Below are 12768 nucleotides of genomic sequence, written 5' to 3'. Positions count from 1 at the left end.
ATGATCAAGAAAGAGGCTTTCGACGTCCGCCACCCATGGTTCAAACCCGTATGGACCAGAATTCTGGTCACGGGCCTGACCATTGCTTGGGCGACCGTTGAATTCATGAATGGCAATAACATCTGGGCCATCGTCTTCGGGGCGGCAGGGGCCTATCTGGTCTGGGCCTTTTTCGTGGATTGGCAGGACCCCGAGCCTGACCCCAAAGATGAGACCCCTTCCGATGGAGATGAGACATGAGTGATCTGCTGCGCAAACCTTTTGGCACACGTGGCGAGGTGCATCGCATCACGCCTGAAAGCGCAGGCTGGCGCTATGTCGGCTTCTCCTTGCATCGTTTGAAAGCGGGCGATCGCGCCGCCGAGGCGACAGGCGAGCGTGAAGTGATCCTCGTGATGGTCGAGGGCAAAGCCAAGATCACGGGCGCAGGTCAGGATTGGGGAAGTGTCGGCGAGCGGATGGATGTCTTTGAAAAGACCCCGCCCCATTGCCTCTATCTGCCCAATGGAACCGAGTGGGAGGCCGTGGCCGAAACCGATTGCGTGATTGCCGTATGCTCTGCGCCTGGAATGGGCGGGCATGAAGCGCGCCGCATCGGCCCTGATGGCATCACGCTGACGCCACGCGGCACGGGCAGCAATACCCGCCATATCAACAATATCGCGATGGAGAATGAGGATTACTGCGACAGCCTTCTGGTGACCGAAGTGTTCACCCCGCAAGGCAATTGGTCCAGCTATCCGCCGCATCGCCATGATGAGGATGATTTCCCGCGCATCACCTATCTTGAAGAAACCTATTACCACCGCCTCAACCCCGCCTCAGGCTTTGGCATCCAACGGGTCTATACCGAGGATGGCACGCTGGACGAGACGATGGCCGTGGCGGATGGCGATGTGGTTTTGGTGCCGCGCGGGCATCACCCCTGCGGCGCGCCTTATGGCTATGAGATGTATTACCTCAATGTCATGGCAGGCCCACGCCGTAATTGGCGCTTCCAGAACGATCCAGCGCATGACTGGATTTTTCAGCGCGATTCCAAGGCCTAAGCAGGCTTTTTAAATGTGGATAACACGCTGCGCGTCGCTGTCACCATTGGGGGGATGGTGTCGCGCAGGATCTCGACCCTGTCAAAGCGTGCGGGGTCTTTATCCACAGCCGCGCGCAGCGCGGTTCCAAAGGCCATCCGCAATTCGGTGCCGATATTGAATTTGCAGATATTGGAGTTGCGCGACAGATCGCGCCGCTGATCGGCGGGCACGCCTGATCCGCCATGGATGACCAAAGGCGTGTCGCATAGCGCCTCGATCGCGCGGATGCGCGCGATATCCAGCCCCGTGCCCGTATCCTGCTGCAAATGCAGATTGCCGACCGAAACGGCCATCGCATCCACCCCTGTCTCACGGGCGAATTGCGCGGCCTCTTCGGGGTCAGTACCCGCTGAGGCCGCCCCGCCCGAATAGCCCACAAAGCCGATCTCGCCCTCGCAGGAGATGCCCGCGCCATGGGCTAGCTCTGCCACTTTGGCGGTCTCAGCGATATTCTGTGCCAAAGGCAGGCGCGAGCCGTCATACATGAGTGAGGTGAAGCCTGCATCAAGGGCTTGCTGGCATTCCTCAAAGCTGGACCCGTGATCGAGATGCGCGACCACAGGAACGGAGGCAGCTTCTGCCAGATGGCGGAACATTTTGCCCAAGACGGGCAGAGGCGTATGCGCTCGGCAGGACGGCCCCGCTTGCAAGATGACAGCCACGCCCTCGGCCTCTGCGGCCTCGATGAAAGCGCACATATCCTCCCAGCCCAAAGTGACCAGCCCCGCTACGGCATAGCCTTCGCGCAAAGCGGGTTGGAGCACATCTGACAGGGTGACTAGGCTCATTTGAACTTGGCGATCATATCCTTGATGCCGGGGATCGTTTCGATCTGGGCCTCATGGGTGGGTTGGAAGAATTGCACCAGCGAGCGCTGCGACAGCCCGCCCAGAATGGTGAAATAATACATCTCATGGCCAGGCAAAACGCAGCAGGGGTGATAGCCCGTGTCGATACACACGGTCGAGCCGTCAACGATGTGATAGGCATCGCCGGGCTTGTTATCCTCGCGTTGCAGCATTTGAAGCCCCGAGCCCCAATTCGGCTTGAAGCGGAAATTATAGGTCTCGTCATGGCGCGTCTCGAGCGGCAGGCGGTCGGTGTCATGCTTATGGCTTGGAAAGCCCGACCAGCCGCCTGTGCCCACGGTATAGAGCTCGCTCACCAGAAGGCGGCCCACCTTATCGGCCTGTTTCTGGCCAAGGATATGTTTGATCTTGCGATGGGTTTTGGTGTCATCCGAGCCGTATTGCACCAGATCAATCGCATCGGCGCGCACCTCGAAGGGCTCCAGCACCTCTTCATAGCGTGCGCCTGCGACAAAGACCTCGGCGCTGTCGGAGACACAGACCATCATCGCCTTGGCGCCTGACGGGATATAAGCGCCCTCGGGCTCGCCATCCCAGACATCCTCACCGCGCAGCCCGAGCGCTTTGAAACTGACCCCTTCCACCTCGATATCGACGCAGCCTGTGGCAGGCACGATGCAGGTCTCGTAATTGGGCACCTGATATTCGAAAGCCTCGCCGCGCTTGAGCTTGACGATATTGAAATAGTTCAGCGGAACGGTCGCATTGTCTGCATCGACGATGGGGTCGTTCTTGTTGTCATAGGGGGCGATATGCATGGTCGTGATCTCTCAAGGGGTGGTGGGGCCCGGATGGGTACTTAGAAACTCTTCCAACTCGGTTGGGGTGGGCATTGCAGGCGCACAGCCCGGTTTTGCAACAACGATCGAGGCGCAGGCCGAGCCGCGCAGCACGGCTGTTTCCAACGGGGTGCCCGCGCAAATGCTGGCCAGCAATCCTGCCATGAAACTATCGCCCGCGCCTGTGGGCTTAAGGGCGGTGACGGGGTAAATCCCCGTTTTGATTTCCGCGCCATTGGCAAAGGTCACGGCCCCGTTGGGGCCTTTTTTATAGATGATGATCCGAGGCGCTTGTGTGGCCAGATCACGCGCGGCCTCAAAGCCTTTGTCGTAATCGCCAACCATGAAGCCAAATTCCTCGTCATTGCCGACAATCATATCCGACAAAGCCCCCGCCCGCGTCAGCACATCCTTGGCGATCTCGGGCGATGGCCAGCTATAGGGGCGGTAATCAATATCGAAAATAACAGGCAGGCCCGCCGCGCGGGCTTTGTCCAAGGCAAGGAAGGCGGCGCTGCGTGACGGCTCAGCCGCAAAGACAGTGCCTGTGGTGATCAATGCGCCGTATTTTGCGAAATCAATCGCCTCGATATCGGCAGTGTTCATTTGAAAATCGGCGGCATTATTGCGGTAGATGACGCTTTGATGGTCTTCCATCCGCGTCTCGACCACAGCGAGCGAGGTTCGCTCCTCGCCTTTGACTTTGCGCAGATGGCTACGGTCGATACCGTAATGGTCCAACTGGCCCGAACAATACCACCCCACCGCATCATCCGAGACGCAAGTAACCAGTGAGGCAGGCGCGCCAAGCTTGACCAGACCGGCCGCAATATTGGCGCTGGAGCCGCCCATGGAGACGGCCATATCGACGGCCTCGGCAATCGGGGTGCCTGCTGGTTTCGGCGTTAAATCCATGCCGACACGACCCAAAACCAGAAAGCCCATAGGCGCGCGTTCGCGCAGGCGGCCCATAAGGGCTGCGTCTTGATCGGCGTTCATTTTTGGTCGTCCTCCCAGTGTAGCTTGCACAGCGAATATCTCCTCCGTATCCGCTTGCGTGGCTGCGACTCGCAGGCTAGCGTTTTTGAGGCCGTTTGCAAAGATTGTCGCAGGCGGATTCTGAAGAACCGAAAAGGGATGGCATGTCGGGTATCGGAATAGGGATCGTCGGGGGCGGATATATGGGCAAGGCCCATTCTGTGGCCATGTCTTGTGTGGGGGCCGTGTTCAACACCGCTTTGCGCCCCCGCCTTGAGATGGTGGCGGCGTCCTCGGCGCAAAGTTCTGCGCGCTACCGCGACATGTATGGCTTTGCGCGCGCCGCGCAGGATTGGCAGAGCCTTGTGGCCGACCCAAGCGTTGAAGCGGTCGTCATCGCCTCGCCGCAAGACAGCCACCGCGCCATTGCGGAGGCCGCCTTTGCCCTTGGAAAGCCTGTTTTATGCGAGAAACCTCTGGCCGATAGCCTTGAAGATGCCCGCGCCATGGTGGCCGCGGCTGAGGCTGCGGGTGTCGCCAATATGGTGGGGTTCAACTATATCCGCTCACCCGCCAGCCAATTTGCGCAAAAGCTGATTGCGGAAGATGCGATTGGCCAGATCACATGGTTTCGCGGCGAGCATACCGAAGATTTTCTGGCCGATCCCGAGATGCCTTTTAATTGGCGCTGCGAGGGGATGGCCAATGGCAATATGGGCGATCTCGCGCCGCATCCGATCAATGCGGCCATGGCGCTGATGGGGCCGATTGAACGGGTGATGGCCGATGTCGAATGCGTGCATAAAACCCGCCCCGGAGGCGTGGTGACAAATGACGATCACGCCCAGATCATGTGCCGTTTTGAAAACGGTGTGATGGGCCATATCTATTCCAGCCGCACAGCGACGGGGCGCAAGATGGGCTATGCCTATGAAATTCACGGTACCAAAGGCTCGATCCGCTTTGACCAAGAAGATCAAAACGCGGTCTGGCTCTACCGTGCGGAAGGCCCCGAGGCCGAGCGCGGTTTCCGCAAGATCCTCACAGGCCCCAGCCATCCTGATTACGAGCCCTTCTGCCTCGGGCCAGGTCATGGAACGGGGTATCAGGATATGATCACGATTGAGGCCAAGGACTTCCTCAATGCTATTGCAACTGGCGCGCCTGCGCCGTTTACATTCCGCGATGGTTTGGCCGTTGCCGAAGTGGTTGAGGCCGCCATTCAGGCCTCACAAACTGGACAATGGACGCCCGTGCTGCCAGTCTAAGGAGCTTCAGACATGACGATACGTATTGGCAATGCGCCCTGTTCTTGGGGCGTTGAATTTGCGGATGACCCGCGCAACCCCGCATGGCGGCAGGTTTTGGCGGAATGCGCCGAGGCGGGCTATAAGGGGATCGAATTGGGTCCTGTCGGTTTTATGCCCGAAGACCCGGTGGAGCTGTCCGAGGCCTTGGATGAGTTTGGCTTGGAATTGATCGGCGGTGTGGTCTTCCGCCCCTTCCACGACCCTGCCGCTTGGGAGGATGTTCTGGATGGTGCGCGCCGCACCTGCCAAGCGCTCAAGGCGCATGGGGCCGAGCATTTCGTGCTGATCGACTCCATCTCGCCGCGCCGCGCGCCCACGGCAGGCCGCGCGGCCGAGGCCGAGAAAATGGAGGCCGCCGAATGGGCCGCCTATCGCGACCGCGTGATGACCATCGCCAAGATGGGGGCCGAGGAATACGGGCTTATCCCCGAATTGCACCCCCATGCGGGCGGCTTTCTCGATTTCGAGGAAGATGTAGAGCGTATCTTGGCCGAGACCGATGCCAAGGACCTGAAGCTTTGCATCGATACGGGCCATTGCACCTATGCAGGCTTTGACCCCGTTGCTTTCATGCGCCGCCATATGGAGCGCATCACCTATGTGCATTTCAAATCCACCGATGCGGCTGTGAAGGCAGATGTGATCGCCAATCGCACTGGGTTTTATGACGCTTGCGGGCAGGGGATTTTCTGCAATCTCGACAAGGGCGAGGTGGATTTCCCCGCCGTGCGGCAATTGCTGTTGGATGCGAATTATCAAGGGTGGTGTACCATCGAGCAGGATTGCGACCCTACGCTGGATGTCTCACCCATCGACGATGCGCGGGCCAACCGCGCCTATCTTGAAACCATCGGATTTAGCTAGGGAGGGCTGGATCAATGCCAAAACTGAATTGGGGAATGATTGGCGGCGGTGAAGGCAGCCAGATCGGACCAGCGCACCGCCTTGGGGCAGGGCTTGATGGGGCGTTTGACTTTGTGGCGGGCGCTTTGGATCACCGCGCAGAGCAGGGCCGCGACTATGGCCAGCGCCTCGGGCTTGCGGCGGATCGGGCCTATGGCGATTGGCGCGAGATGTTGGAGGGCGAACGCAACCGCGAGGACCGCGTTGATCTGGTCACGGTTGCCACGCCCAATGCGACGCATTTCGAGATCACCAAAGCCTTCCTTGAGGCAGGGTTTCACGTGCTTTGCGAAAAACCCATGACCATGACCGTCGAAGAGGGCGAGGAAATCGTGCGTGTGGCCAAGGCCTCGGGCAAGATTTGCGCGGTGAATTACGGCTATTCGGGCTATTCGCTGGTGCGCCATATGCGGGCCATGGTGGCCCGGGGTGATCTGGGCGCGATCCGTTTGGTCAAGGCCGAGTTCGCCCATGGCCATCACGCGGATGCGGCCGATGCGGATAACCCGCGCGTGCGCTGGCGCTATGACCCCGCGCAGGCAGGCGTCTCGGCGCAATTTGCCGATTGCGGCATTCATGCGCTGCATATGGCCAGTTTCGTGATCGGTAAGGAGACCGAGCGCCTTTCGGCTGATACCGTGTCCTGTATTGCCAGCCGCGAATTGGAAGATGACGCGATGGTTAATCTGCGCTTTGACGGCGGCGCGGTGGGGCGGCTTTGGACCTCCTCGGTTGCGATCGGGCGCCAGCATGGTCTGACGATGCAGATTTTCGGCGAAAAGGGCGGTCTGCGCTGGAGCCAAGAGCAGCCCAACCAGCTCTATTGGATGCCCCTTGGTGAGCGGTTGCAGGTGATCGAGCGGGGCGAGGCCAATCTTTCGCCCGAGGCAGATCGCACAACGCGGGTGACGATTGGCCATGCTGAAGGGATGCCTTTGGCTTTTGCCAATATTTACAAAGATTTGGCCGAAGCGGTCACCGCTGATAAAGAGGGCCGTGCGATTGATCCTGCCGCCGATCTCTACCCCCGTGCCGAGGATGGATTGCGCTCCATGGCGGCTGTGGTGGCCGTGGCGGAAAGCGGCAAATCCGAGGGCGCTTGGATGGATGCGCGCCCGCCCATGTTTCGCTGATTGAACCCGCGCGGGGGAGGGGCGCTCAAAGGCCTTTCTCCCGCGTGATTTGCTTTTTCTCTGTTCTGATTGCTGCGGATCGCGTATCTCGGAGGGAGAGTTTCACTATCCGGTCTCCGGTTTCAATATTTGGAACATGATCATGTCGAATACCCGCGCAAATCGCCGTTACCGCAGCCAGGAATGGTTTGATAACCCCAATAATCCAGGGATGACCGCGCTCTATCTCGAGCGGTATCAAAACCAGAGCTTTACCAAGGGCGAATTGCAAAGCGAGCGGCCCATCATTGGCATTGCGCAAACGGGCTCTGATCTCGTTCCTTGCAATAAAATCCATGTTTTCTTGATGGATCGCATCAAGGCGGGCATTCGCGATGCGGGTGGGGTTCCAATGGAGTTTCCCGTCCATCCCATTCAGGAAACAGGCAAACGCCCCACGGCGGCGCTGGATCGTAACCTGCAATATCTCAGCCTTGTCGAGGTGCTGCATGGCTATCCGATTGACGGTGTGGTGCTGACCACGGGCTGTGACAAGACAACGCCTGCAATGTTGATGGGGGCGGCCACCGTTGATCTGCCTGCGATTGCGCTCAATGGCGGGCCGATGCTGGATGGCTGGTGGAAAGGCAAGCGCGCGGGGTCGGGCACGATTATCTGGGAATCGCGCCGCCTGATGGCCGAGGGCAAGATCGACTATGAAGAATTCATGGAGCGCGCCTGCGCCTCCGCGCCCTCGCTGGGGCATTGCAACACCATGGGCACCGCCAGCACGATGAACGCGATGGCCGAGGCTTTGGGCATGACCCTTCCGGGCAATTCCGCCATCCCCGCGCCTTTCCGCGAGCGGATGGAGATGGCCTATCAGACGGGCCGTCGTATCGTTGAAATGGTTGAGGAAGACCTCAAACCTTCCGATATCTTGACCCGCGAAGCTTTTGAGAATGCGATCCGCGTGAATACAGCGATTGGCGGGTCGACCAATGCGCCCCCCCATCTGCAAGCGATTGCGCGGCATGCGGGTGTGACGCTGGATGTCACGGATTGGCAGGCCGTGGGCTTTGATCTGCCGCTTTTGGTGAATATGCAGCCAGCGGGTGCCTATCTGGGCGAAAGCTTCTTCCGCGCGGGCGGTGTGCCTGCTGTGATGGGCGAGCTATTGGCCGCAGGGCATCTGCATGGGGATGTCATGACCGCCTCAGGCCTGCCTGTGGATAAGTCGCTTGCGGGCGCGAATTCACAGGATCATGACGTAATCCGCCCTGTGGATAACCCATTGCGGGAGAAGGCGGGTTTTCTGGTGCTCAAGGGGAACCTCTTTGAGTCTGCCTTGATGAAAACCAGCGTGATTTCTGCTGATTTCCATGCGCGTTTCCTTGTGGATAACATTTTTGAGGGCCGCGCCGTGGTCTTTGAAGGGCCGGAGGATTACCACGATCACATCAATGACGAGAGCTTGGGCATTGACGAGAAAACCGTGCTTTTCATTCGCAATGTCGGCTGCGTTGGCTATCCCGGCTCGGCCGAGGTTGTGAATATGCAGCCGCCCGATGCTTTGATCCGCGAGGGTATCAACCATCTTCCCACAGTTGGGGATGGGCGCCAGTCGGGTACATCCGAGAGCCCCTCGATCCTCAATGCATCGCCTGAGGCCATGGTTGGCGGCGGTCTGGCTTTGATCAAAACGGGCGATAAGGTGCGGCTTGATCTGAACGAGGGCAGGCTGGATGCCTTGGTGGATGAGGCGGAATGGCAAGCCCGCCGCGCCGCATGGACCCCGCCTGAATTGGACAACCAAACCCCGTGGCAGGAGATTTACCGCGCCCATGTCGGTCAATTGGCCGATGGCGGATGTCTGGAATTGGCGACAGCCTATCAGCGCATTGCCAAAGACCTGCCGCGCGACAATCACTAGCGGGACGCGGCCCAAATAAAAAACGCGCCACCGAGGTGACGCGTTTCAAAATCTCAGCGCCGCGGGTAAATCGCGGCGAAAACCTGATTAGACCAGTTCGATGTTTACGGCGCTTTCGCGACCATCGCGGCCTTTTTCGAGGTCGTAGGTAACTTTCTGGTTGTCTGCGAGTGCAGTCAGGCCCGAACGCTCTACGCCAGAGATGTGAACAAACACATCTTTGCCGCCATCGCCTGGCTCGATGAAGCCATAGCCTTTAGTTGCGTTGAACCATTTCACGGTGCCATTGGCCATATCCGTGTCTCCTTAAATATGCGCTGCCCACAACATGCGACAGCTCGGCGATAGTCATACAAGATCGAGTGTACTGTTGCCGGTCTAAGGTGACAGGGGTCGATAGAGATAACGTAGCAAAGGCTCTATGTCATAAATTGGGCCTATCGTAAAGGGAAATAGCTGACAGCCCTTTTTATCGCCCGCTTGATTTCTATCTCCTAGAGGGTGATGGAGCGCCCCAAAACAGAAGGGTTTGGCATGCGTATTGTGGTGTTTTCAGTTGTTTTTGTGCTGGTTTTTCTCCTCGTTGTGAGTTTTTTCATACGGCTTGCCCCCATGCATCCTGATCAGTGGCATGTCGATCCGAGCAGCGTAACGCCCCCGAACTCGCCCAATTACGCGCTGCTAATCGGCGAAAACGCGCCTGTCGTGGCGGGCAGCGTGCAAGACCTTTCCGCTCGGGTTGCGCAGATCGCGCAAGACAATGGCTGGCAGGTGATCGGCGGCGATGCGCAAGCGGGGTTTATCACCTATGTCACCCGAAGCAGGGTGTTTGGTTTTCCCGATGCGATCAGCATCAAGCTAAGCGTGGTGCAATCCGAGGGCGATGCCGCGCGGTCACAGATCGAGATATTCTCGCGCTCGCGCTTTGGAAATGATGATCTGGGCGCCAATGAGGAGCATGTCGCCAAACTGCTGCGGCCGCTCACGTCTTGACGCTGCGGGCGGGGCAGGCCAAACCCTGTTCATGTTGCCCATAGACCGCCTCCGCCAAATTCGCGAGCGTTTCGAGTTTCTCGAAGCGCAGCTAAATGCTGGCCCCGCCGCCGATAAAATCGAAGCCATCAGCCGTGAATATTCGGAGCTGAAGCCCGTGGTCACGCAGATCGAAGCCTATGAGCAGCTCAAATCCGATCTGGCCGAGGCCGAGGCCATGCTGGCCGATCCCGAAATGCGCGAATTGGCCGAAGATGAACTGCCCCGCTTGCGCGAGGCCCTGCCTGCCATCGAGCAGGATTTGCAGATCGCCCTTTTGCCCAAGGATGCCGCCGATGGCCGCCCCGCCATCCTCGAGATCAGGCCGGGCACTGGCGGGGATGAGGCCGCCCTTTTCGCGGGCGATTTGCTGCGCATGTATCAGCGCCATTCCGAGGCGAAGGGTTGGCGGTTCGAAATTCTGGAACAGCAACACTCGGAGCTTGGCGGCATCAAGGAAGTCACTGCGCGCATCGAAGGCGAGAGCGTTTTTGCCCGCCTGAAATATGAATCCGGTGTGCACCGCGTGCAACGCGTGCCCGAGACGGAATCGGGCGGGCGCATTCATACCTCAGCCGCCACCGTGGCCGTTCTGCCTGAGGCCGAGGCCGTTGATATCGATATTCCCGCCACGGATATTCGCATTGATACGATGCGCGCCTCAGGCGCGGGTGGGCAGCATGTGAACACCACGGATTCCGCCGTGCGGATCACGCATATCCCCACAGGCGTTATGGTCACCAGTTCCGAGAAATCGCAGCACCGCAACCGTGAGATCGCGATGAATGTTCTGCGCGCGCGGCTCTATGATCTGGAGCGCCAGAAGGTCGATGATGAACGCGCCGAGACGCGGAAAAATCAGGTGGGTTCAGGCGATCGGTCGGAGCGCGTCCGCACCTATAATTTCCCGCAAGGCCGCATGACCGACCACCGCATCAATCTGACGCTTTATAAGCTTGATCAGATCATGCAGGGCGATCTGGATGAGACGATTGACGCGCTGACCACCCATGACCAAGCCGCCCTTCTGGCCGAGATGGAGGGATGAGCGCTACGGCGGCTCAAACCTTGCGCGATGCCCAGTTGCGGTTGAGCGACCCCCTCGGGCCCGAGATTGCCGCGCGCGATACGCGCCTGCTTCTGGCCCATGCAGCAGGCTGGAGCGGGGCGCAGATGCTTGCCAATCTGCATGACCCGATGCCCTCTGAGGCGCGGCAGCGCTTTGACGATAGTATCGCTGCGCGGCTCTCGGGCCTCTCGGTGGCGCATATCATTGGCGAGGTGGAGTTTTACGGGCGGCCCTTTCATGTGGGCAAAGGCGATCTTGCGCCGCGCCCTGATACCGAGACGCTGATTGATCTGGCGTTGGCGGGCCCCTTTGAAACCCTGCTTGATCTGGGCACAGGCACGGGTGTGATCGCGGTCACGCTTCTGGCCGAGCGGGCAGGGGTGCGCGGCATGGCAACCGATCTGGAGGATGGGTTTTTGGACCGCGCGCGCCGGAATGCTGCGCGCCACGGCGTGGCGGATCGGTTGGCGCTTTGTGCCAGTGACTGGTTCACGGATGTGTCGGGGCGGTTTGACCTGATCATCTCGAACCCGCCTTATGTATCAGAGGCGGATTATCAGGGATTGGCCCCTGACATTTTGATCGGCGAACGCCGCGAGGCCCTGACCCCCGGTGGAGACGGGCTTGGAGCCTATCGCGTTATTGCGGGGCAGGCCTTGGCGCATCTTACCTCGACGGGGCGGCTGATGGTCGAGATCGGCCATGACCAAGGCCAAGCTGTTGCCGAGATTTTTTCAGCCATTGACCTTGCAGAGGTTGAAATTCACGTTGATATTAATGGCACTGATCGTGTGGTCAGTGGCAGAAATTCCGCTTAATGCGATTTTGCCCCTGCGGTCAGTGTTTGCTTTTTATTATAAATTTTTAATTAGTCCTTGTTTTACAGCCCATAGCATGGTTATTCAAAGGCAGCGAGCGCGGAATGATATGTCATTCCCCCGCGATTCTACCAAAATGACCGGGTCAACCGAAGGTTAGGGAATTGGCGTGGACATAAAATCAGGTTTCGACCTGAACATGCCGCAACCCCCAGGAAAACTGGAAACGACAAACTCATGAGATCATCGAAGAACCGCTCGCGGTCCAAGGGCAACCGGAACCGTTCGGTTGGAAACAACATCAACCGAGTGTTCGACAGCTCGGGCCCAGAAGGTAAGGTGCGCGGCACGCCGCAGCAGATTATCGACAAATACCAGCAGCTTGCCCGTGACGCGCAGCTCAGCAATGACCGCGTTGCGCATGAAAACTTCCTTCAGCATTCCGAGCATTACACCCGCATGTTGGGTGAAGCGATGCGCGAGATGGAAGCCCGCCGCGAGCAGCAGGAAAACAACCAGTCGCAACAAGGCCGCGACAATAACAACCGTGACGGCAATCGCGACAATAACCGCGATGACAACCGCAATAACAACCAGCGCAACCGCAATGACGAGCAATCTCAGAACGGCGCTGCTCCTGCTGCGGCAGGCACGGGCGAACAGCCTGATGTTGCCCCTGTGATTGAAGCGGATGAGCGCGCGGATGCGGGCTTGGTGGAAACACCTGAAAGCGCACATGCCGAAAAGCCGAAACGCCCCCGCGCACGTCGTCCGCGCAAAACGGATGCGGATGCGGATGCAAGCGCGCCAAAGCCTGAGGGTGAGCCGCAGGAAGCGGCTGAATAAAGCGCCAAGGGCCGCGCGCGTAACGATA

Annotated in this window: 14 protein-coding genes; 10 read left to right on the top strand and 4 right to left on the bottom strand. The window is 59.0% G+C overall.

The window, feature by feature from the left end; all coding sequences use genetic code 11:
• Entirely contained in the window at positions 1–240 is a 240-nt protein-coding gene (locus ACTYEO_RS09185) for a hypothetical protein (protein WP_449323439.1), read from the top strand.
• Positions 237–1049 (top strand): 5-deoxy-glucuronate isomerase, encoded by an 813-nt coding sequence (gene iolB / locus ACTYEO_RS09180; RefSeq protein ID WP_449323438.1) that lies wholly within the window; start codon positions 237–239, stop codon positions 1047–1049. Before ACTYEO_RS09185 ends, iolB begins: the two co-directional genes overlap by 4 nt.
• Here iolB and ACTYEO_RS09175 read toward each other — a convergent pair.
• Genes ACTYEO_RS09175 through iolC form a run of 3 tightly spaced genes read right to left on the bottom strand, consistent with a single transcriptional unit; the run spans position 1046 to position 3738 of the window.
• Complete coding sequence (locus ACTYEO_RS09175; protein WP_449323437.1) at positions 1046–1879, bottom strand: class II fructose-bisphosphate aldolase; 834 nt, start codon at positions 1877–1879, stop codon at positions 1046–1048. The two genes, iolB and ACTYEO_RS09175, sit on opposite strands and share 4 nt — an antisense overlap.
• A complete protein-coding gene (locus ACTYEO_RS09170; RefSeq protein ID WP_449323436.1) occupies positions 1876–2718 on the bottom strand; it encodes a 5-deoxy-glucuronate isomerase in 843 nt (280 codons plus the stop codon). Before ACTYEO_RS09170 ends, ACTYEO_RS09175 begins: the two co-directional genes overlap by 4 nt.
• 12 nt (positions 2719–2730) lie before the next feature.
• On the bottom strand, positions 2731–3738 hold the full coding sequence (gene iolC, locus ACTYEO_RS09165; RefSeq protein ID WP_449323435.1) for a 5-dehydro-2-deoxygluconokinase: 1008 nt from the start codon (positions 3736–3738) through the stop codon (positions 2731–2733).
• Between the two features lie 143 nt (positions 3739–3881).
• Between iolC and ACTYEO_RS09160 the strand changes: the two genes are divergently transcribed.
• From ACTYEO_RS09160 to ACTYEO_RS09145, 4 genes are all read left to right on the top strand, one after another.
• Entirely contained in the window at positions 3882–4985 is a 1104-nt protein-coding gene (locus ACTYEO_RS09160; RefSeq protein ID WP_449323434.1) for a Gfo/Idh/MocA family protein, read from the top strand.
• 12 nt (positions 4986–4997) lie between these two features.
• Entirely contained in the window at positions 4998–5891 is an 894-nt protein-coding gene (locus ACTYEO_RS09155) for a sugar phosphate isomerase/epimerase family protein (protein WP_449323433.1), read from the top strand.
• A 14-nt stretch (positions 5892–5905) separates the two neighbouring features.
• The gene (locus ACTYEO_RS09150) at positions 5906–7063 is read left to right on the top strand and encodes a Gfo/Idh/MocA family protein (protein WP_449323432.1); all 1158 of its coding nucleotides are present in this window, start codon (positions 5906–5908) and stop codon (positions 7061–7063) included.
• A gap of 142 nt (positions 7064–7205) precedes the next feature.
• Entirely contained in the window at positions 7206–8975 is a 1770-nt protein-coding gene (locus tag ACTYEO_RS09145) for an IlvD/Edd family dehydratase (RefSeq protein WP_449323647.1), read from the top strand.
• 87 nt (positions 8976–9062) lie between these two features.
• Here the strand turns inward: ACTYEO_RS09145 and ACTYEO_RS09140 are convergent, their stop codons facing one another.
• The gene (locus ACTYEO_RS09140; RefSeq protein ID WP_449323431.1) at positions 9063–9269 is read right to left on the bottom strand and encodes a cold-shock protein; all 207 of its coding nucleotides are present in this window, start codon (positions 9267–9269) and stop codon (positions 9063–9065) included.
• A 318-nt stretch (positions 9270–9587) separates the two neighbouring features.
• On the opposite strand from ACTYEO_RS09140, the gene ACTYEO_RS09135 reads away from it, so the two are divergent.
• From ACTYEO_RS09135 to ACTYEO_RS09120, 4 genes are all read left to right on the top strand, one after another.
• Positions 9588–9968, top strand: coding sequence for a DUF1499 domain-containing protein (locus ACTYEO_RS09135; RefSeq protein ID WP_449323430.1), 381 nt, complete (start codon positions 9588–9590; stop codon positions 9966–9968).
• 31 nt (positions 9969–9999) lie between these two features.
• Positions 10000–11055, top strand: a complete 1056-nt coding sequence (gene prfA, locus ACTYEO_RS09130; protein WP_449323429.1) for a peptide chain release factor 1 — start codon at positions 10000–10002, stop codon at positions 11053–11055.
• A complete protein-coding gene (gene prmC, locus ACTYEO_RS09125) occupies positions 11052–11894 on the top strand; it encodes a peptide chain release factor N(5)-glutamine methyltransferase (protein WP_449323428.1) in 843 nt (280 codons plus the stop codon). The genes prfA and prmC overlap by 4 nt, the downstream gene beginning before the upstream one ends.
• A 237-nt stretch (positions 11895–12131) precedes the next feature.
• The gene (locus tag ACTYEO_RS09120) at positions 12132–12740 is read left to right on the top strand and encodes a DUF4167 domain-containing protein (RefSeq protein WP_449323427.1); all 609 of its coding nucleotides are present in this window, start codon (positions 12132–12134) and stop codon (positions 12738–12740) included.
• The last annotated feature ends 28 nt before the right edge of the window (positions 12741–12768 follow it).

The organism is Rhodophyticola sp. SM2404, from assembly GCF_053570515.1.
This window is presented reverse-complemented; position numbering and strand designations above follow the sequence as displayed.